The organism is Actinomadura sp. WMMA1423, from assembly GCF_006547145.1.
GTDB lineage: Bacteria > Actinomycetota > Actinomycetes > Streptosporangiales > Streptosporangiaceae > Spirillospora.
Map to the genome: position 1 here is coordinate 1,625,830 of NZ_CP041244.1, position 21,696 is coordinate 1,647,525.

22 protein-coding genes are annotated in these 21,696 nt (G+C 74.4%); 15 read left to right on the forward strand and 7 right to left on the reverse strand.

Features of this window, described 5'->3' with window-relative positions; genetic code table 11:
• Nucleotide 1: 1 nt before the first annotated feature.
• Nucleotides 2-2,644: a bifunctional GNAT family N-acetyltransferase/acetate--CoA ligase family protein gene (locus FKD65_RS07505; protein ID WP_141576781.1), complete on the reverse strand. Its 2,643-nt coding sequence runs from the start codon at nt 2,642-2,644 to the stop codon at nt 2-4.
• Nucleotides 2,645-2,753: 109 nt separating this feature from the next.
• Between FKD65_RS07505 and FKD65_RS07510 the strand changes: the two genes are divergently transcribed.
• On the forward strand, nt 2,754-3,905 hold the full coding sequence (locus tag FKD65_RS07510) for a class I tRNA ligase family protein (protein WP_141576782.1): 1,152 nt from the start codon (nt 2,754-2,756) through the stop codon (nt 3,903-3,905).
• A 107-nt stretch (nt 3,906-4,012) separates the two neighbouring features.
• Complete coding sequence (locus FKD65_RS07515; protein WP_141576783.1) at nt 4,013-4,363, forward strand: hypothetical protein; 351 nt, start codon at nt 4,013-4,015, stop codon at nt 4,361-4,363.
• A gap of 59 nt (nt 4,364-4,422) precedes the next feature.
• On the opposite strand, the gene FKD65_RS07520 is transcribed toward FKD65_RS07515, so the two are convergent.
• Both FKD65_RS07520 and FKD65_RS07525 read right to left on the reverse strand, forming a co-directional pair.
• On the reverse strand, nt 4,423-5,856 hold the full coding sequence (locus tag FKD65_RS07520; RefSeq protein ID WP_141576784.1) for a cell wall metabolism sensor histidine kinase WalK: 1,434 nt from the start codon (nt 5,854-5,856) through the stop codon (nt 4,423-4,425).
• Nucleotides 5,853-6,593, reverse strand: a complete 741-nt coding sequence (locus FKD65_RS07525) for a response regulator transcription factor (RefSeq protein WP_141576785.1) — start codon at nt 6,591-6,593, stop codon at nt 5,853-5,855. The genes FKD65_RS07520 and FKD65_RS07525 overlap by 4 nt, the downstream gene beginning before the upstream one ends.
• Nucleotides 6,594-6,707: 114 nt before the next feature.
• Between FKD65_RS07525 and FKD65_RS07530 the strand changes: the two genes are divergently transcribed.
• The 7 genes from FKD65_RS07530 (at nt 6,708) to FKD65_RS07560 (ending at nt 13,159) form a co-directional block, all read left to right on the forward strand.
• Nucleotides 6,708-8,066: a ferric reductase-like transmembrane domain-containing protein gene (locus tag FKD65_RS07530; protein WP_240810013.1), complete on the forward strand. Its 1,359-nt coding sequence runs from the start codon at nt 6,708-6,710 to the stop codon at nt 8,064-8,066.
• Nucleotides 8,067-8,080: 14 nt separating this feature from the next.
• Complete coding sequence (locus tag FKD65_RS07535; RefSeq protein WP_141576786.1) at nt 8,081-8,521, forward strand: FMN-binding protein; 441 nt, start codon at nt 8,081-8,083, stop codon at nt 8,519-8,521.
• Nucleotides 8,514-9,287 carry an FAD:protein FMN transferase gene (locus FKD65_RS07540; RefSeq protein ID WP_205718592.1) on the forward strand — a complete coding sequence of 258 codons (774 nt, stop codon included), beginning with the start codon at nt 8,514-8,516 and terminating at the stop codon, nt 9,285-9,287. Before FKD65_RS07535 ends, FKD65_RS07540 begins: the two co-directional genes overlap by 8 nt.
• Before the next feature lie 140 nt (nt 9,288-9,427).
• Nucleotides 9,428-9,652: a hypothetical protein gene (locus FKD65_RS07545; protein WP_141576787.1), complete on the forward strand. Its 225-nt coding sequence runs from the start codon at nt 9,428-9,430 to the stop codon at nt 9,650-9,652.
• Nucleotides 9,653-9,679: 27 nt separating this feature from the next.
• Nucleotides 9,680-10,528, forward strand: a complete 849-nt coding sequence (locus FKD65_RS07550) for a universal stress protein (protein ID WP_141576788.1) — start codon at nt 9,680-9,682, stop codon at nt 10,526-10,528.
• 73 nt (nt 10,529-10,601) lie between these two features.
• Nucleotides 10,602-11,930, forward strand: a complete 1,329-nt coding sequence (locus FKD65_RS07555; RefSeq protein WP_302931590.1) for an amino acid permease — start codon at nt 10,602-10,604, stop codon at nt 11,928-11,930.
• Nucleotides 11,931-11,944: 14 nt separating this feature from the next.
• Nucleotides 11,945-13,159 carry an arginine deiminase gene (locus tag FKD65_RS07560; protein WP_205718594.1) on the forward strand — a complete coding sequence of 405 codons (1,215 nt, stop codon included), beginning with the start codon at nt 11,945-11,947 and terminating at the stop codon, nt 13,157-13,159.
• An 18-nt stretch (nt 13,160-13,177) separates the two neighbouring features.
• Here FKD65_RS07560 and FKD65_RS07565 read toward each other — a convergent pair whose 3' ends face one another.
• The 3 genes from FKD65_RS07565 to FKD65_RS07575 form a co-directional block, all read right to left on the reverse strand.
• Nucleotides 13,178-13,603, reverse strand: a complete 426-nt coding sequence (locus tag FKD65_RS07565; protein ID WP_168220975.1) for a cyclic nucleotide-binding domain-containing protein — start codon at nt 13,601-13,603, stop codon at nt 13,178-13,180.
• A 106-nt stretch (nt 13,604-13,709) separates the two neighbouring features.
• Nucleotides 13,710-14,555 (reverse strand): universal stress protein, encoded by an 846-nt coding sequence (locus FKD65_RS07570; RefSeq protein ID WP_141576791.1) that lies wholly within the window; start codon nt 14,553-14,555, stop codon nt 13,710-13,712.
• A 94-nt stretch (nt 14,556-14,649) separates the two neighbouring features.
• Nucleotides 14,650-15,060, reverse strand: coding sequence for an OsmC family protein (locus FKD65_RS07575; protein WP_141576792.1), 411 nt, complete (start codon nt 15,058-15,060; stop codon nt 14,650-14,652).
• Between the two features lie 222 nt (nt 15,061-15,282).
• Here FKD65_RS07575 and FKD65_RS07580 point away from each other — a divergent pair, with 222 nt between their 5' ends.
• The 6 genes from FKD65_RS07580 to FKD65_RS07605 all read left to right on the forward strand — a co-directional run bounded on the left by FKD65_RS07580 (nt 15,283) and on the right by FKD65_RS07605 (nt 20,851).
• Nucleotides 15,283-16,707: a rhodanese-like domain-containing protein gene (locus tag FKD65_RS07580; RefSeq protein ID WP_240810014.1), complete on the forward strand. Its 1,425-nt coding sequence runs from the start codon at nt 15,283-15,285 to the stop codon at nt 16,705-16,707.
• Nucleotides 16,704-17,288, forward strand: coding sequence for a rhodanese-like domain-containing protein (locus FKD65_RS07585; protein WP_141576793.1), 585 nt, complete (start codon nt 16,704-16,706; stop codon nt 17,286-17,288). The genes FKD65_RS07580 and FKD65_RS07585 overlap by 4 nt, the downstream gene beginning before the upstream one ends.
• Nucleotides 17,289-17,321: 33 nt before the next feature.
• A complete protein-coding gene (locus FKD65_RS07590; protein WP_141576794.1) occupies nt 17,322-18,101 on the forward strand; it encodes a sulfite exporter TauE/SafE family protein in 780 nt (259 codons plus the stop codon).
• 113 nt (nt 18,102-18,214) lie between these two features.
• On the forward strand, nt 18,215-18,658 hold the full coding sequence (locus FKD65_RS07595) for a universal stress protein (RefSeq protein ID WP_141576795.1): 444 nt from the start codon (nt 18,215-18,217) through the stop codon (nt 18,656-18,658).
• 29 nt (nt 18,659-18,687) lie between these two features.
• On the forward strand, nt 18,688-19,365 hold the full coding sequence (locus FKD65_RS07600) for a CBS domain-containing protein (protein ID WP_141576796.1): 678 nt from the start codon (nt 18,688-18,690) through the stop codon (nt 19,363-19,365).
• Nucleotides 19,366-19,369: 4 nt separating this feature from the next.
• Nucleotides 19,370-20,851: an AAA family ATPase gene (locus FKD65_RS07605; protein WP_141576797.1), complete on the forward strand. Its 1,482-nt coding sequence runs from the start codon at nt 19,370-19,372 to the stop codon at nt 20,849-20,851.
• Between the two features lie 171 nt (nt 20,852-21,022).
• On the opposite strand, the gene FKD65_RS07610 is transcribed toward FKD65_RS07605, so the two are convergent.
• Nucleotides 21,023-21,586 (reverse strand): DoxX family membrane protein, encoded by a 564-nt coding sequence (locus FKD65_RS07610; protein WP_141576798.1) that lies wholly within the window; start codon nt 21,584-21,586, stop codon nt 21,023-21,025.
• Between the last annotated feature and the right edge of the window lie 110 nt (nt 21,587-21,696).

The following is a 21,696-nucleotide window of genomic DNA, read 5'->3' on the forward strand; positions in this document are numbered from 1 at the left end:
GTCACCGGAGGCGGCGCAGATAGGGGTCCCAGGCACGCCTGGGCACGAGCCTGACGCGGGCGTCGACGGCCACCACCGCGTCCGGGCGGACGACGGTGGGGTTGAGGTCGAGCTCGGCGATCTCGGGGTGGTCGGCCGCGAGCCTGGACAGCCGCAGCAGGACCTCGCGCAGCCCGGCGACGTCGCCGCGCGGACGGGCGGGATGGCCGAGCAGCAGCGCCGACAGGCGCGGCTCGCGGATCAGGTCGTCGGCCTCCTGCTCGGTCAGCGGAGCGAGCCGGGCGGTGCGGTCCGCGAGGGCGTCGGTGTCGACGCCGCCCGCGCCGAAGACGACGACCGCCCCGAACACCTCTTCCTGGACGGCTCCGCACAGCACCTCGACGCCCTCGTCCACCATGGCCTGGACGACCACGCCCTCCAGGCCTTCGCCGAAACGCGCGGCGAGGCTCCGGAAGGCTTCGCGGACGTCCCGCTCCCCCTCCAGACCCAGCCGCAGGGCTCCCGCGGCCGTCTTGTGCAGGACGCCCGGCACGTGCGCCTTCATCGCGACCGGGACGCCCATCTCGCGGGCCGCCGAGGCGGCCTCGTCCTCGGTCCGGCCCCAGCACCAGGGGGCCAGGGGGAGGCCGTAGGACTCCAGCAGCCGGAAGGCGTCGACGGGCGGCAGCCAGCCGCCCTCCGGCTCCGCGGCCAGGAACTCCTCGATGATGGCGGCCGCCTCCACCGGCAGCAGGCCGGGCAGCTCCGGGGGCGCGCCGGGCGGCAGTCCCCGCCGCCGCGCATAGGAGAAGGCGCGGGCGAACGCGCGGACGGCGTTCTCCGGATAGGCGTAGCAGGGGACGCCCCTCTCGTTGATCACAACGGTCTCGGCCTGGCCGAGCACGACGGCGGCGACCGGCTTGCCGCCGCCGCCGAGCGCTCCGCGCAGATCGGCCAGGGCCGTCGGCGCCACGATGGCGAGGACCATGTCGACGGACTCGTCCGAGGCGACCGCGTCGAGGGCCTCCCGGAACAGCTCGGCGGAGACCGCGGCCGTGGTGTCGACGGGGTTCGTGACCGCCGCGCACTCGGGAAGCATCGCGCAGAGGCGGCGCCGCGCGGCCGAGCCGAGGAGGGGGACCGTGAGTCCCGCGTCGGCGCAGGCGTCGGCCGCGAGGACCCCCGCGCCCCCCGCGTTGGTCACCACCGCGACGCGCGGCCCCGCCGGGAGCGGCCGGCTCGCCAGCAGCGCCGCGGCGTCCACCAGCTCCCCGAGATCGTCGGTGGCGACGATGCCCGCCTGCCGGAACAGGGCCCGGCGCGTGGTCTCCGGGGTCGCGGCGGCCGCGGTGTGGGAGGCGGCGGCCCGCGTGCCGGGCGCCGAGCGCCCGGCGAGCACGGTCAGCAGCGGCATCCGGGCGGCCACCCGGCGCGCCGTCCTGGCGAACTTGCGCGGGTTGCCGAACGACTCCACGTGCAGGATCCCGACCCGGGTCATCTCGTCCGACTCCCACCACATGAGCAGGTCGTTGGCGCTGACGTCGTACTTGTCGCCGACCGAGGCGAACGAGGAGACCCCGATCCCCAGCCGGGACAGCTGCTCCAGCAGCGCGATCCCGACGCCGCCCGACTGCACCGCCACGCCCGCGGTCCCCGGAACGGGATGCGCGGCGCCGAACGTCGCGTCGAGCGAGATCGCCGTGTTCGCGGTGCCCAGGCAGTTCGGGCCGACCAGCCGCATGCCGTGCTCCCGGCAGACCGCCAGCAGGTCGCGCCCCTGGACCGCGGTCAGCCCCGAGCCGACCACCACCAGCGCGCGTGCCCCGGCGCGCCCGCACTCGGCCGCCGCGCGGACGACGGCGGCGGCGGGCACCGCGACGACCACCAGGTCGGGCCGCTCCGGCAGGTCGGCGGGCGTCGCCACGCAGGGCGCCCCGTGCAGGTCGCCCCCGGCGGCGTGCGGGTTCACCGCGTGGACGGCGCCCTCGAACCCGGCGGAGAGGATGTTGCGCAGGATCTCGGCCCCGACCGTCCCCGGCCGCCGGGACGCCCCGACGACCGCGACCGTCCGGGGCCGCAGCAGCGGCTCCAGGCTCGCCACGTCCGCGCGCCGCTCCCGTTCGGCCACCGCGTCCAGGTACCCCTCGTCGGAGACCAGCGGCAGCGTCAGCTCGACCACGCTTCCCGAGGACCGGCGCCGGGCCGCCATCCCGGCGTCGGCGAAGACGCGCAGCATCGCGGTGTTCTCGGCGAGGGTGTCGGCGCGGAAGGCCACGATCCCCCGCGAGCGGGCCAGGGATCCGAGGTGCTCCAGCAGCAGCGTCCCGACTCCCCGGTGGTGCGCCCGGTCGGCGACGACCACCGCGAACTCGGCCTCCCCCGGCACGTCGGTCGGCTCGTACTCCGCGATGCCGGCCAGCTCGCCCCGCAGCCACGCGCCGAGCGCCGCGTGGCCCTCGCCGTCCGCGCGGCAGACCCGGGCGGCGACCTGCTCGGCGACGGCCCGGTTGAGGCCGAAGAAACGGAGGTAGAGGCTCTCGTCATTCAGCCCCCGGTGCAGGTCGCGCACCGCCTCCCGGTCCGGCTCGCCCAGCCCCCTGATCTCGACCTGCGTCCCGTCGGTCAGCAGCGCGAACACGCGCGTGCCGGAAAGGCTCTCCGTCATGCCCCCAGCGTCGGACGGGCCGGCACCGCGGGTCAGCGCCCCAAGGTCACCGGTCGCCGGGACCTTCGTCCCCCGGCGGGAAAGCCCCGTCCCGGGTAGAACAGGAGGAATGCGCCCTGGCACCCGGACGAACGGCACGCTCGTGGACCTCAACGCACCCGACCGCACCCTGCGGATCGGCGGCCGGCCCCTCCCGGTCGTCGGCCCCGCCCGCATGTACGTCTGCGGGATCACCCCGTACGACGCGACCCATCTCGGCCATGCCCGCACGTTCGTCTGGGCCGACGTCGCCGCGCGCGTCCTGCGGCACGCCGGCGCCGAGGTGCGGGTCTGCCGCAACGTCACCGACGTCGACGACGTGCTGGACCAGGCGGCGCACCGCGCGGGCAGCCCGTACGACAGCTTCGCCGCCGTGCAGCAGTTCTACTTCGAACGCGACCTGGAGGCCCTCGGCGTCCACGCGGTCGACCTCCAGCCCCGCGCGCACACCCATGTCGGCGAGGTCGTCGCGCTCGCCCAGGGCCTCCTCGCCTCGGGCCGCGCCTACGTCCGGGACGGCGCGGTCCTCTTCCGCGGCGGCGACGTCCCGCGGCACGCGGGCCTCGACGCCGAGGAGGCCCGTGCTCTCCTCGCCGAGTACGGCGACGCACCGGGCGATCCCGGCAAGGACGATCCGTTCGACGTCGCGGTCTGGCGTCCGTCGCGCTCGGGCGAACCGGCCTGGCCCAGCCCCTGGAGCGCGGGACGGCCGGGCTGGCACGCCGAGTGCGCCGCGATGGCCATGACGGCGTTCGGCCCCGCCCTGGACCTGCACGCGGGCGGCACCGACCTGCGCTTCCCCCACCACGCCTACGAGTCCGCCATGGCCGAGGCGCTGACGGGCGTACGGCCGTTCTCCCGGGCGTGGCTGCACGTGGGCATGGTCTGCCGCGACGGCGCGAAGATGGCCAAGTCCACCGGCAACCTGGTGCTGGTCTCCGACCTGATCCAGGACCACCCGCCGGCGGCCGTCCGGTTCATGCTCCTCACCGAGCCCTGGGCGAGCGACTGGGACTACGCGCCCGGCTCCCTCGACCGCGCCGCGGCCGACCTGGAGCGGCTGCACGCCGCGGCGGGCCGGGGGAACTCCTCCGACGCGGCCGAGGCCGCCGCGGTGCGGGCGCTCCTCGACGACCTCGACGTTCCGGCGGCGCTCGGTGTCGCGGAGCAGGAGGGCGGCCGGACCGCGCGCCTTGTCATGCGGATCCTCGCCCTCGGCTGATTCATGGCGGCCCTAAGGCCGGGTCTGAAGTGACCAAGGTCCCTGGGGAGCCCCCCGGACGAGGCCAATGCTGGTGTCACCCGCCCAAGCGAATAGGGAGGCCCACGTTGCCCGCCATAGCTCCGGACGAGCTCCACATCCAGTTCGCGACCACCAAGGACGTTTCGCAGGACGACCTGCGGCGGGCGCGCGAGGTCGTCGCCCGGGCGCTGGCGCACGCCCCGCGTCCCGTCCTGTACGCGAAGGCCACGCTCAGCGTCCTCCACGACCCCGCCGTCCCGCGGCCCCACCTGGTCTCGTTCCGGGTGGACCTCAACGGCCAGCCGGTCAACGCCCACGCCGCGGCGGCCACGATGCCGGAGGCGATCAGCCTGGCCGGGACCCGGCTGCGCGCCCGGGTGGAGAGCACCGCCCAGTACGGGGACACCCGCCGCCGGCACACGCCCGCACCCCGGTAGCGGCGCACCCCGGTAGCGACACGCACGGCCGTCCGCGCCGTCCACGGGGCCGGAGCCCGCTACGGGGCTCCGGCCCCGGAGATCGGAAGGGTCACGCGGAAGACGGTGTGCTCCCCGGCGACGAGTTCGGCGCGGCCCCCGTGGGCGGCGGCCACCGCCTGGACGATGGCCAGCCCCAGCCCGGTGCCGCCCGCGCTGCGCGCCCGGCCCTTGTCGGCGCGGACGAAGCGCTGGAAGACCTCTTCGCGCAGCTCGGCCGGGATGCCGGGGCCGTCGTCCTCCACGTCGAGCACTACGGCGGACCCCTCGACGGCGAGCCGCACGGTGACGTGCGTGCCCGAGGGCGTGTGGGCGCGCGCGTTGGCGAGCAGGTTGGCGACCAGCTGGTGGAGGCGGCGCGCGTCCCCGGTGACGGTCACGGGCTCCTCCGGCAGGACCAGCTCCCAGCGGTGCCCCTGACCGACCGCGCGGGCGTCGGCGGTGGCGTCCAGGACGATGCGGGTCAGGTCGACCGCGTCGGCCTCCAGCGGGCGGCCGGCGTCCAGGCGGGCGAGGAGCAGCAGGTCGTCGACCAGTTCGGACATCCGGACCGACTCGGCCTCGATGCGCCCGAGCGCGTGCCGCACCTCGGCCGGGACGGGCTCGGACGTGCGCAGCGCGAGTTCGGCGTGGCCGCGGACCGCCGCGACCGGGGTCCGCAGCTCGTGGCTGGCGTCGGCGGCGAAGCGCCGGAGGCGCTCCTCGCTCGCGTGCCGGCGGGCCAGCGCGTTCTCGACATGGCCGAGCATCCGGTTGAGCGCGGCGCCGACCTGCCCGACCTCGGTGCGGGGGTCGGTGCCCCGGACGCGCTCGGGCATCGCCACCTCGCCGCTGGCCAGCGGCAGCTCGGTGACCCGGGACGCGGTCGCGGCGACCCGCCGCAGGGGGCGCAGGGCCAGGCGCACCCAGGCCGCCGCCGCGATCCCGGCGACGGCGAGCACGGCCGCGAAGACAACCGCCTCCACCATGATGAGGCGGTGCAGCGTCTCCTCGGCGGGCCGCAGCGGCAGCCCGGTGACCAGGACGTCGCCGTCGTCGCCGCGGAGCGCCATCACCCGGTACTCCTCCAGCGCCGACAGGTCGAGGGAGCGCCCCCGGGCGTCGGGCGGGAGGTCGGCCAGGGCGCGCCTGTCGGCGTCGTCGAGCGGCACGGGCTCGTCGGAACTGTCGCGCACGACGGCGGCCTCCGTCACGGTGCGGCCGAAGAGCCGCGCGCCGAACGTCCCGGGCGCCTGCCCGCGGGTGTCGGGGTGGTCGTCGGCGTCCTTGCGCCGCTCGTGCTCCAGGCTCGCCGGGAACCGCCCGCCGGACGCCGTGAGCTGCTCGTCCAGCCGGCCGACGAGGAACCGGTCGAGAGCGGTCGCCGTGGCGATCCCCACGGCGAGGCAGCTCAGTGCCAGCAGGACGAGCAGCCCGGCGGTGAGCCGGGCCCGCAGCGTGCGCGGGCCCCTCACGAAGCACCCGGTTTCAGCACGTACCCGATGCCGCGCACGGTGTGGATCATCGGCGACCGGCCGGCGTCGATCTTCTTGCGCAGGTAGCTGATGTACAGCTCGACGACGTGGGCCTGGCCGCCGAAGTCGTAGTCCCAGACGCGGTCGAGGATCTGGGCCTTGCTGAGGACCCGGCGCGGGTTGCGCATCAGGAACCGCAGCAGTTCGAACTCGGTGGGGGTCAGTTCCACGACCTCGCCGTCGCGTGTCACCTCCCGGGCGTCCTCGTCCATGGCCAGGCCGCCGACGGTGAGCAGCCGCCCGGCGTCGGCCTGCCGGGCCATGCCCGCCCTGCGCAGCAGCCCGCGCAGCCTCGCGAGGACCTCCTCCAGGCTGAACGGCTTGGTCACGTAGTCGTCGCCGCCCGCGGTGATGCCGGCGATGCGGTCCTCGACGGCGTCCTTCGCCGTCAGGAACAGCACGCACACGTCGGGCGAGTCGGCGCGCAGCCGCCGCAGCACCTGGAGCCCGTCGATGTCGGGGAGCATCACGTCCAGCACGACGGCGTCCGGGCCGAAGTCGCGCGCGGCGGCGAGCGCGCCCGCACCGTCGCCGGCCGTCCGCACGGCCCAGCCCTCCGAGGCCAGCACGCGCGACAGCACCTCCGCCAGGTCCGGTTCGTCGTCGACGACGAGGACCCGTACGGGCGTCCCGTCGGCCCGCCGCAGGCCCGCCACCGCGGGCTCGTCCTTTGTCATGGTCCGGACAGCATCCCTCTCCAACTTCTGCCTTTCCTCTGAAAAGGCTCTGAGAGGCGCGTTCCCCCATCGTGTCAGAGGGAACGCAGAAACTGCGTTGGCATGGTGGCCGCCATGACCACGACCAGGTACGACATCATGCGGCCGCCCCCGCGGGTCAAGCGGCGGGCGTGGCGCGTCCCGCAGTGGTGGCCGCTGGTGCTGATCTACGCCGGCGCGGCCGCCGTGCTGGCGCTGTGGTGGCAGAGCACCGGACCGGTCACCGGCCTCGACGGCTGGCTGACGGAGGCGGGGCGCGTCACCGGGCTGCTGGCCGGGTACGGGTGCGCCGTCCTCCTGGCCCTGATGGCCCGCGTGCCGGCGCTGGAGCGCGGGGTGGGCACCGACCGGCTCGCCCGCTGGCACGCGATGGGCGGCCGGTACACCGTCTGCCTCGTGCTCGCGCACGTCCTCCTGATCATCTGGGGGTACGCCGTCACGGCCGGCACGAGCGTCGTCCACGAGACGGCGACCGTGGTGATCGACTATCCCGAGATGCTCAAGGGGACGGCCGGGTTCCTGCTGCTCCTGGCCGTCGGGATCACCTCCGCTCGGGCGGCCCGGCGGCGGATGCGCTACGAGACGTGGCACTACCTGCACTTCGCCACCTATCTGGCGATCTTCCTCGCGTTCTCGCACCAGCTCGCCAACGGCGCCCAGTTCGCCGGATCGCCGTGGGCGAAGGCGGCCTGGTACGCCCTGTACATCGGCGTCGCCGTCACCCTCGCCTGGTTCCGGTTCCTGATGCCCGCGGTGCGCGGGATCCGGCACGGGCTGCGGGTCACCGCCGTCCACGCCGAGGCGCCCGGAGTCTTCTCGGTCTACATGAGCGGCCGCCACCTGGACGAGCTGCGCGCCGAGCCGGGCCAGTTCTTCCGCTGGCGGTTTCTCGCCCCGGGCCACTGGTGGACGGCCAACCCCTACTCCCTGTCGGAACCGCCCCGCGGGCACCGGCTCCGGATCACCGTCAAGGAGGCCGGGGACCACAGCCGGGCCCTCGCCCGGCTCCGCCCCGGGACGCGGGTGTGGGCGGAGGGGCCCTACGGCGGGCTCACCGGAGCCCGGCCGCGCCACGACCGGGCCCTCCTGATCGCCGGCGGCGTCGGCATCACCCCGCTGCGGACGCTGTTCGAGACCCTGCCCGGCGACGTGACCCTCGTCTACCTCGCCCGCCGCCCCGAGGACCTGGCGCTGCGCGGCGAGCTGGACGACATCGCCCGCGTGCGGGGCGCGCAGGCCTACTACTTCGTGGACGAGCCGTCCCACTACTCCCTGCCGCTGAACGGCCGGGCGCTGCGCGGCCTCGTCCCCGACATCCGGCACCGGGACGTCTACCTGTGCGGACCGCCCGGCATGATGGCCGCCGCCCATCGCGCACTCCAGCAGGCGGGCGTGCGGCGCCGCCACGTCCGGACCGAATCCTTCGAGCTCTGAGGGGACCCCACCACATGCGCCGAGCCGTGTTCACGACGAGCGCGACGATCGCGGGGGTCGTGCTCCTGCTGTCGCTGAAGCCGCACCAGCAGGAGACTCCCGCCGCTCCCCCGGCCACCGCGGGCGGCGGGGCGACCAGCGGGGCCGCCGGAGGGTCGGGCGGTGGAACGAACCTGGCGAACGGGACCTACCGGGGCCAGACCGTCGACACCCGCTACGGGCCCGTCCAGGTCCAGATCACGATGTCGTCCGGCCACCTCACCGGCGTCCGCGTCCTGCGCTCCCCGTCGGAGAACGGCCGCGACCGCGAGATCGCCGCCTTCGCCCTGCCCAAGCTCACCAAGGAGGCCCTGGCGGCGGGCAACGCGCGCATCGACACCGTGTCCGGTGCCACCTACACCAGCGAGGGGTACATCACCTCCCTGCAGAGCGCCCTGGACAAGGCCCGTGCCTGAGGGGATCCGCCACGTCGAGCATGTGATGGGGACGGTGTTCTCCTTCGACGTCCGCACCCCGCGCACGCCGTCGATCGCCGCGGCCCTCGCCCAGGCCGTCGCCTGGCTGCACCACGTCGACCGGATCTTCTCCCCCTACCGTCCCGACAGCCAGATCACGCGGCTGGCGGACGGCCGCGCGGTGCTCGGCGACTGCGATCCCGAGGTCGCCGAGATCCTGCGACTCGGCGCCGAGATCGAACGGGTCACCGGCGGCGCGTTCACCTGCCGGCCCGGCGGCCGGCTCGATCCCAGCGGCCTGGTCAAGGGCTGGGCGATCGAGCGGGCGTCCACGATCCTCCACAAGGCCGGAGCGCACGACCACTGCGTGAACGGCGGCGGCGACATCCAGGCGCGCGGCGGGGCCGGGCCCGGGGAGCCCTGGCGGATCGGCCTCGCCGACCCCCGCGACCGCGCCGGGCTCATCGCGGTCGTGTGCGGTGGCGACATCGCCGTCGCGACCTCGGGCACCGCCGAGCGCGGGAACCACATCGTCGATCCCCGCACCGGGCGCCCCGCCGCGGGGCTCGCGTCCATCACGCTCGCCGGACGCCACCTCACCGACGTCGACGCGCTCGCCACCGCGGCCTTCGTCATGGGCGACGCGGCCCGGGAATGGGCCGAGGCCCGTCCGGACGTCGAGGCGCTCGGCGTGTCGTCCGAGGGCCGGCTCTGGTGGACGCCCGGCTTCGAGGGCATCGCCCTGCTCTCCGGCGAACGGGCCTGAGTGCCTCTTCCGGGACGTAGGGGACCCTCGCCGCCGGGGCGGGGACGTTGGTCCCTACGGGCGGAAGGGCCCACGGTCGACGCTTGAGTCGGCACCGGGGCCGCCATCGGGGCGGCTCGCCGACGTAAAGGAGCTTCGCGATGGCGAGGCAGATTGCCCATGGTTCGTCCGTCCCGGCTCTGGAACATCGCGTCGCGGTGCTGGAGCGGCAGGTCGCCGCATTGACCGAGGCGGCCCGGCTGCTGGCCGCCGCCCTGGAGGGCACCCCTCGGGACACCCCCGGTACCGGCGACACGGCGCCGACGGCACGGCGGGCTCATGAGCTGCTCCTGCTTCCTCCGCTGATCCCCACCGCCGGGCACTGACCCCCACCGACCCCCCAGGAGAAGCACATGTCCACGAAGCGAACGGCGATCCTGGTCGGAACCGACGGGTCCGCCTCCTCCGATCGCGCCATCTGCTGGGCTGCGGACGAGGCCGCGCGCCTCGGCAAGGAACTGCACGTCCTGCACGTCCTGGAGACCCCCACGAAGACCGCGCCCGGGAACACGGGCGGCGAAGTCGCCGCGCTCGTGGACTCCTGGAACCCGGTCCTGCGCGCCGGGAGGGACGCGGCCCTGCGCCGCCACCCCGGCCTCAAGGTCGAGACCATGCTCGTCCACGACAGGACGGTGGCCGGCGGGCTGCGGCACTACACCGGCGAGGCCGTCGAGGTCGTCGTCGGCCACCGCGGCCGGGGCGGCTTCGCCTCGATGCTGCTCGGCTCCACCGGCCTGCACCTGGCCGGGCAGTACCCCGGGCCGGTGGTCATCGTCCGGGGACACTCGGACACCCCCCTCGGCGAGGTCGTGGTCGGCCTGGACCTTTCCGAGGACCCCGCGCCCGCGCTCGACCACGCGTTCGCCGCGGCCGAGGCCCGGGACGCCCGGCTGCGCGTCCTGCACACCTGGCGGCCCGCCGCGTCCTCCGCCGGTTCGGGCGTGGACGTGGAACTCGCCGCCAACGCCCGCTACGACCGCCTTGCGGCGGCCCTGGCACCGTGGCGCAGGCGCCACCCCGACCTCAAGGTCGTCGAAGACGTCGTCATCGGCCACCCGGTCCAGATGCTCGCGCAGGCCTCCGCCGAGGCGGATCTGGTCGTGGTCGGGTCGCGGGGGCGGTCGTTCCCGCTCGGGTCGGTCGGCCACGGCGTGATCCACCACGCCCACTGCCCCGTCGCCGTCGTCCGCCCCTACGTCTGAGCGGCGATACGGCCGCTGACAGGAGGAGGCAGTGATGGGTGCGCAGCCGGTCCGCCGGAGGTTGGGGCCGTGGATGGCCACGGCTTTGGTGGTGGGGAACATGATCGGGTCTGGGGTGTTCCTGCTTCCCAGTTCGCTGGCCGAGTACGGGCCGATCAGTGTGGTGGCGTGGGGGTTCACCGCGGCGGGGGCGGTCCTGCTGGCGCTGGTGTTCGCGCGGCTGGCCCGCGCCTACCCCCGCACCGGTGGTCCTTACGCTTACGCGCGGCGGGCGTTCGGTGATTTCGTGGGGTTCCAGACCGCGTGGGGGTACTGGATCGCGGTGTGGGCCGGGAACGCGGCCATCGCGGTCGCGTTCGTCGGTTACCTGGCGCATTTCTGGCCTTCGCTGGGCGAGGACAAGGTGCTGGCCGCGGCTGTCGGGCTCACGGCGATCTGGGGGTTGACGGCGGTCAACGCCTACGGGGTCCGGCAGGGCGGGGCGGTGCAGCTGGTCACCACCGTGATCAAGCTGGTGCCGCTGCTGCTGATCGCGGTGGGTGGGCTGTTCTTCGTGGAGTCGGGCAATTTCGGGGAGTTCAACGCCAGCGGGCAGGGCGCGTTCGGTGCGGTGACGGCGGCGGCGGCGCTGACGTTGTGGTCGTTCATCGGGCTGGAGTCGGCGACGGTCCCGGCCGAGGACGTCAAGGACCCCCAGAAGACGATCCCGCGTGCGACCGTCGCGGGGACCGCTGTGACCGCGCTGGTGTACATCCTGGGGACGGTGGCGGTGCTGGGGCTGGTCCCGGCGGCCGCGTTGGCGGACTCGACGGCGCCGTTCGCCGATGCCGCCGATGCGGCGTTCGGGGGGTGGGCGGCCGATCTGGTCGCCGCGGGCGCGGCGATCAGCGCGTTCGGGGCGTTGAACGGGTGGATCCTGCTGCAGGGCCAGATCCCGTTCGCCGCCGCGCGCGACGGCCTGTTCCCGAAGGTGTTCGCCCGCACCGGGCGCGGCGGGGTCCCGGTGGTGGGACTGGTGGTGTCCAGTGTGCTGGTGACGGGGCTGATGCTGATGAACTACAACGCCGGCCTGGTGGACCAGTTCACCTTCATCATCTTGCTGGCCACGCTGACCACCGTCATTCCCTACGCTTACGCGGCGGTCGCCGAGCTGGTGCTGCTGGCCACCGACCGCGCCGCGTTCTCGGGTGGGCGGCTGGCCCGCGACGCGGTCATCGCGCTGCTGGCGTTCGGGTACTCGGTGTGGGCCATCGCCGGGTCGGGCTACGAGGTCGTCTACAAGGGCACCCTGCTGATCTTCGCCGGCATGCCCGTCTACGCCTGGCTCAAATACCGCGACCAGCGCACCGCCCTCGGGGCCGTCCAGGCCGACGAGCCCGAACCGCCCGCACGGGCCGCCTGAGAGAAGGGACATCGGTGTTCACCGTCACCTCTGAGGTGGGGCGGTTGCGGCAGGTCCTGCTGCACCGCCCCGACCTGGAACTGCTGCGCCTCACCCCGGCCAACAAGGACGACCTGCTCTTCGACGAAGTGCTGTGGGCCAAACGCGCCCGCCAGGAGCACGACGTGTTCGCCGACACCCTCCGCGAACGCGGCGTCCACGTCCACTACCTGACCGACCTGCTCGCCGAAACCCTCAAACTCGACCACGCCCGGGCCCTGGTCCTCGACCACACCGCCTCCCAGACCGCCCTGGGCCCCACCCTGGCCGGACCGGTCCGCGCCGCACTGGACGACCTGGACCCCGCCGCCCTGGCCCGCCACCTCATCGGCGGACTCACCAAAGCCGAAACGGGCCTGGCCGCCCACAGCCTGCTCCTGGCATCACTGGACGACAGCGACTTCGTCCTGCCGCCCCTGCCCAACCACCTGTTCACCCGCGACCCCTCCGCCTGGATCCACCACGGCGTCACCCTGCACCCCATGGCCAAACCCGCCCGACGACGCGAAACCCTCCACCTCGACGCCATCTACCGCCACCACCCCCTGTTCACCGACCACAACGTCCCCGTCTGGTACCCCGGCGCCGACTACGCGCTCCCCTCCATCGAGGGCGGCGACATCCACGTCCTCAGCGAAGACCTCGCCCTGATCGGCATGAGCGAACGCACCACACCGCAAGCCGTCGAGCTGCTCGCCCAACGGCTGTTCACCGCGGGCACGGTCCGCCGCGTCATCGCCGCGCAGCTGCCCAAACGGCGGGCGTTCATGCACCTGGACACCGTGATGACCATGGTCGACCACGACGCCTTCACCGTCTACGCCGGGCTGCCGCCGCTGCGGTCCTACACCCTCACCCCCGGCCACGACCACGGCCGCGAAGTCCTCGTGCACGAGAACGAGGCGCTGTTCCCCGCGATCGCCCGCGCCCTGGACCTGCCCCGCGTCCGCGTCCTGACCGCCGAGCAGGACGTCCGCGCCGCCGAACGCGAGCAATGGGACGACGGCGACAACGTCCTGGCCATCGCCCCCGGCACCGTCATCGCCTACGAACGCAACACCACCACCAACACCACGCTCCGCCACCACGGCATCGAGGTCATCACCATCCCCGGCGGCGAACTCGGCCGCGGACGCGGCGGACCCCGATGCATGAGCTGCCCCCTCCAACGCGACCGAACGGCTCCGTGAAGAGCCCCGCTCCGCTCGTCAGCCGGCCTGCCCCAGCGTCTCGGGGGCGGTCCGGGCGAGCCGTGCCTGGGTCGCCTCCAGGCGGCCGACGACCTGCTCGGCGAAGCGGCGCGTCAGCTCGTAGCCAAGCGACGGGTCCACCGCGCTGAGCGTCCGGACGAGCCGGCCGTCGAACTCGATCGCCAGGACCGGCGTGCTGGCGACCGCCCCGAACCGCCACCGGTGCGGGCGGAACAGCCATGACCAGCCCACCACCGAGCCGGGCCCGAAGGTGTCGATGACGAGCGTCCCGCTGCCCGGGACCAGCATGTCCACGGCCACGATCCCGTCCCGGACGAGCCAGAACCGCTCCGCCGGGGCGGCCTCCGCGAACATGCGCCGCCCGGCCGGGACCTCGCTGTGCCGGGCCGCCTTCGCGAGCCTGGACAGATCCAGGGTCCTCATGCCCTCGAAGAAAGGCTCGCGCGCCAGATCCACCGCGGTCACCATGCCCACTTGACTCGCCTACCTTCGATGTCCGAGGGCCCCGTCCCGGATGGAGACGGGGCCGCTATCCGATCCGCTGCGGGACGATCGCGACGGTGCAGGGCGCGTGCTTGAGCAGCGCGTCGCTCGTCGCGCCGAGCGTCAGCGGGGCGACCTCGCCGGCCCCCCGCGCTCCCACCACCGCCAGCGTGGCGCCTTCGGCCGCCTCCAGCAGCGCCTGGCGGGGCGGCTCGAGCAGCAGCGACGTCGTCGCCTGGACGGTGGGGTACTTGACCAGCCAGGGCGCGACCGCCCGTTCCAGCACCGATCCGCACACGTGGCGGAGCTTGTCCTCTTCACCGAACAGCGACAGGTCCCCGTCGGGGGCGGCCCCGGGCTCCCAGCATCCGTACACCGCGCGCAGCCGCCAGCCGCGCAGCGCGGCCTCCTCGAAGCCGAGCGCCAGCGCGGCGTCCGCGCCGGCGGAGCCGTCGACGCCGACGACCACCTGGCCGTCGCGCGCGGCGGCCGAGCGCACGACCACGACCGGCCGGTCGGCCCGGGCCGGCACCCGCAGCGCGGTCGACCCCACCGGCATCTCGTCCGGCGGGTGCGAGCCGATGACGATGAGCTCGGCGTCCGGCCCCTGGTTCACCAGCGAGTCGTAGGGACCGCCGCTGTCGAGCCGCTTGTGCACCTTCACGCCGGGGGCCAGCTCGCGCGCGAGCGACACTCCGTGGTCCAGCATGTGCTCGCCCATCCGGCGGACGATGGCCACGCCCTCGTAGTCCATGAAGCTGATCGGATACGGCCACCGCCAGGCGTGGCACACCGTGAGCGGCAGCCTCCGCAGCCGGGCCTCCTCGACCGCCCAGCGCAGCGCCCGCTCGCTCTCGCTCGTTCCGTCGTATCCGACGACCACGTGGCTCATGACGCCCTCCTCCTCGTCCGCCTCCATTGCACCGTCCGGCCGGACCCGGGCCCCAGGGCCTAACGGCCCTCGGCGGCGGGACCTCCGGCGCCTCTCAGGCGGCGACCTCGCTCTCCAGGCGGACGCCGATGCGCGGGGTGTCGAGGATCGAGTTGTGGACCGTGCAGGCCATGGCGGCCGCCATCAGTCCACCGACGTCGCGGTCGGGGAGCCGGACGGGCGGGCGCAGGCGCAGCTCGACGCGCGACACGCGGTCGGGGCCCTCCGGGCTCATCGTGTAGTCGGCCGTGACCTCCAGACCGTTCGCGGGCAGGCAGCGTCGCACGAGGTAGCGACGCGCGTAGTGTGCCGTGCACGCGGCGAGGGACGCGACGAACAGCTCGACCGGCGTCGGCCCGGCGTCCATTCCTCCCACCATGTACGGCTGGTCCACATGTATGACGTGATCGCGGACGATCACCGCGAAGGCGTCGTCCTCCCGGTGGACGACCAGCATCTCGCTCATCGGTGCCACCTCCTCCACTGGCGGTTGCCTGACTTGGGCCCAGTCTCGGGTCCGGGGCGTCTTCGCAGGTAGAGCCGAAGGTCCTGCCGGACGTCCCGGCCCGGGTGAGGCAACTCACCCGCGAGGTACATACCCCTGGGGGTATGCTTCCCCGGGAAGGGCGCGAGCCGGAACCGTGACCGCGTTGCGAGCGATGGATACCCCGCCGGGTGTAGGGAGTGGATGCAGATGGTTCATGTCCAGGTGGTCGAGACCTCGTCCCTGGGCGACCGCAGCTACCTGGCCCACGACGGCCGCGTGGCCCTGGTGGTCGACCCGCAGCGCGACATCGACCGCTTCCTCGCCCTGGCCGGACGGCTGGACGTCCGCATCACGCACGTACTGGAGACCCACCTGCACAACGACTACGTCTCCGGCGGGCTCGCGCTGGCCAGGGCGACCGGGGCGGCCTACCTGATCTCGGCCGACGAGGACGTCGAGTTCGACCGGACCGGCGTCGGAGACGACGACGAGATCACGGTCTCCGACGCGCTGCGCGTCCGCGCCGTCGCCACCGCCGGGCACACCTTCCACCACCTGTCCTACGTCCTGTCCGGACCCGGCGGGCCGGAAGGCGTCTTCACCGGCGGGTCGCTGCTGTTCGGCACCACCGGCCGCACCGACCTGCTCGGCGCCGAGCACGCCCACCTGCTGGCCGAGCGGCAGCACGCCTCGGCGCGGCGCCTGGCGGACCTGCTGCCCGACGGCGCGAACGTCTGGCCCACGCACGGGTTCGGGAGCTTCTGCTCGGCGAGCCAGTCCGACGCGGCCTCCTCGACGATCGGGCAGGAGAGGCGGGCCAATCCGGCGCTGCGGCTGGAAGCCGACGACTTCGTCACCGAGACCCTCGCGGGACTCGACGCCTATCCCGCCTACTACGCGCACATGGGCGTCCGCAACGCCGCCGGGGCCGACCTGATCGACCTCACTCCCGCGCGGGTCGCCGACGCGGGCGAGCTGCGCGACCGCGTCGCCGCCGGGGAGTGGGTCGTGGACCTGCGCTCCCGCAAGGCCTTCGCCCAGCGGCACCTGGCCGGGACCCTCAGCTTCGGCCTGGACGGGGCGATGTCGACGTGGCTCGGCTGGCTGGCCCCGTGGGGAGCCCCCCTGACGCTGCTCGGCGACAGCCCCGAGCAGATCGCAGACGCCCAGCGGGAGCTGGCGCGCATCGGCGTCGACCGGCCGGCCGCGGCCTCCTCCGGCACGCCCGAGCAATGGGCCGGGGGCGACCCCGGCCTGCTGGAGGACACGCCCATCGCGACGTTCAGCGACCTGGCCGCCGCGTGGGCCGGCCGCGTCCCCCGGCACCTGCCCGCGCCGGACGCCGTCCTGGACGTGCGCATGACCAACGAGTGGAGGGACGGGCACATCGAGGGCGCCGTCCACCTTCCCCTGCCGGAACTGCCGGGCCGCCTGGACGAGGTCCCCGACGGGACCGTCTGGGTGCACTGCGGGTCCGGGTACCGGGCCGCGGCGGCCACCAGCCTGCTCCAGCGGGCCGGGCGCCGGGCCGTGCACATCGACGACGACTACTCCGAGGCCGCCCCGGCGGGCCTCGCCATCACCGATCAGCGATCCACCGACGACACACGGGAGAAGACCTCGTGACCACCCCGCCCCACGCCTCCACCGTGGACGTCCCCGCCCTGCGCGAGCTCCTGGAGTCCGCCGACGGTCCGCGGCTCATCGACGTCCGCACTCCGGGCGAGTTCGAGACCGGCCACATCCCCGGCTCCTACAACGTGCCGCTCGACCTGCTGCGCGAGCACCGCGCGGAGCTGCGCGCCCACCTGGACGAGCAGGTCGTGCTCGTCTGCCGCTCCGGGCAGCGGGCCGACCAGGCCTCGCGGGCGCTGGCGTCCGCGGGCCTGCCCAACCTGCGCGTCCTGAGCGGCGGCATCGGCGCCTGGCAGGCCGCGGGCGAACCGGTCGCCGCCGGACGCGCCCGCTGGGACCTGGAGCGCCAGGTCCGCCTGGTCGCCGGCTCGATCGTGCTCGGCTCGGTCCTCGCCAGCACGGTCGTCCCGCGCGCCAAGTGGGTCGCGGCCGGCATCGGCGGCGGCCTCACCTTCGCCGCCCTGTCCAACACCTGCGCCATGGGGATGGTCCTGGCCAAGCTCCCGTACAACCGCGGACCGAAAAGCGACATGTCCGCCGTGCTGGACGCCCTGGCGGCGGACCGCCCATGACGCGCCCCCCGCGCCCGCCCAGGAGGTGACGGCATGCTGACCGCGCTCGTACTCGGCGCCCTCATCGGCGTCCTGCTCGGGCTCCTGGGCGGCGGGGGCTCCATCCTCGCCGTCCCCGCCCTCGTCTACGGCGCGGGCCTGCCGCTGGCCTCGGCGGTCCCCGCCTCGCTGCTGGTCGTGGGGATCTCCTCCGCCGCGGCCGCGCTCCCCCGCGTCCACGCGGGGCAGGTGCGATGGCGGATCGCCGGGGTCTTCGGCGCGGCGGGCGCGGCGGCCGCCTTCGGCGGCGCGGCCCTGAACCGGCTCCTGCCCGACCAGGCCGTCCTGCTCGGTTTCGCGGCGCTCATGGTGGCGGCCGGCTGGCGGATGCTCGCCGGGCGGGACCGGCTGGGCGGGGCGTGCGCCCTGCCGGGCGGCGGCGTCGACTGGCGCAGCTGCCTGCCCAAGTCGATCGGCGCGGGCGCGGCCGTCGGCGTGCTGACCGGCCTGTTCGGCGTCGGCGGCGGGTTCCTCATCATCCCGGCCCTGGTCGTCGGGCTCGGCCTGCCGATGACCGCCGCGGTCGGGACCTCGCTGGTCATCGTGGTGGTCAACTCGGTGGCCGGCTTCGCCGCGCACGCCGGAGAGGCGGCACTGGACTACGGCGTCATCGCGGCGTTCACCCTCGCGGCCGTCGCCGGATCGCTCGGCGCCGCCCGCCTCGCCCGGCGCCTGGACGCCGACCGCCTGCGGCGCTGGTTCGCCTACCTGGTCTTCGCCGTCGCGGCCTTCGTCGCCGCGCAGGCCGTGCTCAACCCGGGCGCCTCCGGCTGACCCCGCCCGCGCCGGGCCCGGCTCGGGCCGAAGGTCCCGGCCCCGCGGGACGCTCGGCACTGACCCGGAAACCGTCACGCGCGCGACAGTGAGGGTGACTTAGGAGGTCGCCGATGTGGGTCGTGCCCGAACAGCGTTCCGTCGTCGTCGGGGTGGACGGTTCCCCCAACTCCATGGCCGCGTTGCGCCGGGCCGCCCGCGAGGCGTCCGAACGCCGCGCGCGCCTGGACGTCGTCCGCGTGCTGGAGCCCGGTGAGAGCCCGGTACGGCGGCCGTTCCACGCCGTCAGGCAGTGGCTGGCGCTCCGGCGCCTGGCCGCCCGGGAGATCCCCCGGTCCCGGCACCTGACCACCAGGCTCCGCGTGGTCTCCGGGGTCCCGGGCGAGGCGCTGGTCGAGGCGGCCGAGCGGGCCGAACTGCTGGTGGTCGGCGCCCGGCTCCACTCCGAGCACGGCAACCCCCTCGGCGGCGACACCGTCCCGATCGTGCGGGAGCGCGCTCGCTGCGAGGTCGTGATCTGCGCGGACCAGACGGCCGCGGCGGGCGAGAGCCGCTGAGGCCCAGCGGGAAATCCGGGAGGGCAGCCATGAAGCGCCGTACGGTCGGGGACGTCATGACCAGGAACGTCGTGACGGTCTCCGAGGACACCCCGTTCATCGAGATCGCCGACACGCTGGCCGAGCGCCGCATCAGCGCGGTGCCCGTCGTGGACGACGACGGCCGGCTCACCGGCATCGTCACCGAGGCCGACCTCCTGCGCAAGCAGGAGCACCGGGGCGGCGCCGAACCACGCAGGTTCGCGCTGCGGCGGCGTCCCCAGGCACAGGCCAAGGCCGCCGCGTTCGACGCGCGGGGGCTGATGAGCACGCCGGTCGCGACCGTCGAACCGCACACCCCCGTCGCCGAGGCCGCCCGGCTGCTGAACGCCCGCGGGTTCAAGGCGGTGCCCGTCGTCAAGAAGGACGGCAGGCTCGCCGGGATCGTGGCCCGCCGGGACCTGCTCTCGGTGTTCCACCGCTCCGACCCCGCCATCCGCGACGAGATCATCGAGGACGTCCTGATCAGCAGGCTGTGGCAGGACCCCGCCGAGGTGCACGTCCGCGTCCTGGAAGGGGTCGTCCACCTCACCGGGCGGGTCGAGCGGAAGAGCCTGATCCCGATCATCGTGCGGATGACCGCCGCCACCGAGGGCGTCGTGGACGTCGTGCAGAACCTCGGCTACGACTACGACGACACCCGCCCCACCGCCTATCCGAGGGCGTGAGCCCGTGCAGGACGCCGCCGTCGCCGAGACCCACATAGGCGTGGTCTTCTTCGTCGGGGACCGCGCCTACAAGCTCAAGAAGCCGGTGGACCTGGGGTTCCTGGACTTCAGCACCCGCGAGCTGCGCGAGCGCGCGTGCCACGAGGAGGTCAGGCTGAACCGGCGGTTCGCGCCGGACGTCTACCTCGGCGTCGCCGACGTGCGCGGGCCGGACGGCGGCGTCCTCGACCATCTCGTGATGATGCGGCGGATGCCCGCCGACCGGCGCCTGGCCACCCTGGTCGGGGCCGGCGCGCCGGTGCGCGACGCCCTGCGCGAGACCGCGCGGACCCTGGCCGCCTGGCACGCGAAGGCGCCGCGCGGCCCCCGCATCGCCGCGCAGGAGACCCGCGACGCCGTCCGGGGCCGCTGGCACGACAGCTTCGACCAGGTCAGGCCCTTCCACGGGACCGTCCTGCCCGCCGGGGCCGCCGCCGAGACGCAGGACCTCGCGAACGAGTTCCTCGCCGGCCGCGAGCCCCTGTTCGACGCGCGCATCGCCGACGGCCGCGTGGTCGACGGGCACGGCGACCTGCTGGCCGGCGACATCTTCTGCCTGGACGACGGCCCGCGGATCCTCGACTGCCTGGAGTTCGACGAGCGGCTCCGCTGGCTGGACGGCCTGGACGACGCCGCGTTCCTGGCGATGGACCTCGAACGCCTGGGCGCCCCCGAGCACGCCGAGCGGTTCTTCCGCTGGTACGCCGAGTTCGCCGCCGACCCCGCCCCGTCCTCGCTCCGCCACCACTACGTCGCCTACCGCGCCTTCGTCCGCGCCAAGGTGGCGTGCCTGCGGCACGGCCAGGGCGCCCCGGACGCGGCCGCCGAGGCGCGCTCCTACGCCGGCGTCGCGCTGCGCCACCTGCGCGCCGGGCGCGTCGGTCTGATCATGGTGGGCGGGCTCCCCGGCACCGGGAAGACCTCCCTGGCCGGCGCGCTGGCCGACCGGCTCGGCTGCACGGTGCTCAGCAGCGACCGGATCCGCAAGGAACTCGCCGGGCTGGCGCCCGCCGCCTCGGCGGCCGCGCCCTACGGCTCCGGCATCTACACCCCGCAGTGGGGCCGGCGCACCTACCGGGAGATGGCCGCGCGCGCCGCCCGGCTGCTCCGGATGGGCGAGACGGTCGTCCTGGACGCCTCCTGGACCTCCGAGGACCACCGGGAGCTCCTCGCCTCCGTCGCCGAGCAGGAGCACGCGCACCTGACGGCGCTGCGCTGCGAGGCGCCCGAGGCCGTCTGCGCCGAACGCATGCGGACCCGCCCCCGCGGGAGCTCCGACGCCGACCCCGGCATCGCCGCCGCGATGCGCGCCGACTCCGCGCCCTGGCCCGGATCGACGGCCGTCGACACCGGCCGGGAGCTCCCCCACGCCGTCGAGCAGGCCCTCGCGGTCCTCCGCCACCCGGCAGGACCGCCCGCGGACTCGCCGGAGCCCCGCTCCGCCTGACGCGCGGCGCCGCATGCCCCTGATCCTCCTTGTACCGACCGAGTACCGGACGCCCCCACCGCCAAGCGCGAAACGCAGCGCGGCATGGGAGGCGCTGCGCTGCGTGGAAGGGCGGGGACACGCGTACGAGGGGCGCTCCTCGGGGAGCGCCCCTCGTTGCCGGGGATCAGGTCACTTGAGGAAGGGGAGGCGCTTGACCAGGGGGGTACCACCCCACCAGCGGCCGAGGCCCAGGGTGTCGCCGGCGCTGACGAGGGCCAGGCCGATGATCAGGATCGCGTAGACGAGGTGGTCGTCCATGAAGGGGTTGTTCTCCGGAGGCAGGACGGCCGACCACATCATGACCAGCAGGGCGGCTCCCGCACCGGCGGCGATCCGCATGCCCACGCCGAGGATCAGCGCCGCGCCGATGCCGCCCAGCCCGATCATGAACAGCCAGTCGGCCCAGCCCGCTCCCGCGATGTCGTGGTAGAAGTCGGCGAACGGCCCGGCGGGCGAGTGCTTCAGGAACCCCTCGGTGGGGCTGCCGCCGTCGATCCACGCCTTGGCGGCGGGGGTCTCGTGGCCGAGCCCGAAGGTCTTGTCCAGGAACGCCCAGAGGAAGACCCAGCCGAGCGCGAAGCGGGCGGCGGCCCACATGTAGCGGGCGGCGGGCGATTCGGTCAGCGGCTTGGGGGTGACCACGCGGATGAGGGTCTCGCGTCCCACGTGGGTCTTGTGCTCGGAGAGTGCCATCGCCTCTCACCTTCCATCGCTTCGTTGATCTCGTCACCTATGACTAAATCCTGAAGCGGCCTTTGCCTGTAGGACCGTTAGGCGCATGTTCGGCGGGACCAAGGTCCCCG

Excerpts from the sequence above, each read along its gene's own strand:
- FKD65_RS07505 (WP_141576781.1), bottom strand. The coding sequence starts at position 2,644 with ATGACGGAGAGCCTTTCCGGCACGCGCGTGTTCGCGCTGCTGACCGAC.
- FKD65_RS07510 (WP_141576782.1), top strand. The coding sequence starts at position 2,754 with ATGCGCCCTGGCACCCGGACGAACGGCACGCTCGTGGACCTCAACGCA.
- FKD65_RS07525 (WP_141576785.1), bottom strand. The coding sequence starts at position 6,593 with ATGACAAAGGACGAGCCCGCGGTGGCGGGCCTGCGGCGGGCCGACGGG.
- FKD65_RS07530 (WP_240810013.1), top strand. The coding sequence starts at position 6,708 with ATGACCACGACCAGGTACGACATCATGCGGCCGCCCCCGCGGGTCAAG.
- FKD65_RS07535 (WP_141576786.1), top strand. The coding sequence starts at position 8,081 with ATGCGCCGAGCCGTGTTCACGACGAGCGCGACGATCGCGGGGGTCGTG.
- FKD65_RS07545 (WP_141576787.1), top strand. The coding sequence starts at position 9,428 with ATGGCGAGGCAGATTGCCCATGGTTCGTCCGTCCCGGCTCTGGAACAT.
- FKD65_RS07550 (WP_141576788.1), top strand. The coding sequence starts at position 9,680 with ATGTCCACGAAGCGAACGGCGATCCTGGTCGGAACCGACGGGTCCGCC.
- FKD65_RS07555 (WP_302931590.1), top strand. The coding sequence starts at position 10,602 with ATGGCCACGGCTTTGGTGGTGGGGAACATGATCGGGTCTGGGGTGTTC.
- FKD65_RS07565 (WP_168220975.1), bottom strand. The coding sequence starts at position 13,603 with ATGAGGACCCTGGATCTGTCCAGGCTCGCGAAGGCGGCCCGGCACAGC.
- FKD65_RS07570 (WP_141576791.1), bottom strand. The coding sequence starts at position 14,555 with ATGAGCCACGTGGTCGTCGGATACGACGGAACGAGCGAGAGCGAGCGG.
- FKD65_RS07575 (WP_141576792.1), bottom strand. The coding sequence starts at position 15,060 with ATGAGCGAGATGCTGGTCGTCCACCGGGAGGACGACGCCTTCGCGGTG.
- FKD65_RS07580 (WP_240810014.1), top strand. The coding sequence starts at position 15,283 with ATGCAGATGGTTCATGTCCAGGTGGTCGAGACCTCGTCCCTGGGCGAC.
- FKD65_RS07590 (WP_141576794.1), top strand. The coding sequence starts at position 17,322 with ATGCTGACCGCGCTCGTACTCGGCGCCCTCATCGGCGTCCTGCTCGGG.
- FKD65_RS07595 (WP_141576795.1), top strand. The coding sequence starts at position 18,215 with ATGTGGGTCGTGCCCGAACAGCGTTCCGTCGTCGTCGGGGTGGACGGT.
- FKD65_RS07600 (WP_141576796.1), top strand. The coding sequence starts at position 18,688 with ATGAAGCGCCGTACGGTCGGGGACGTCATGACCAGGAACGTCGTGACG.
- FKD65_RS07610 (WP_141576798.1), bottom strand. The coding sequence starts at position 21,586 with ATGGCACTCTCCGAGCACAAGACCCACGTGGGACGCGAGACCCTCATC.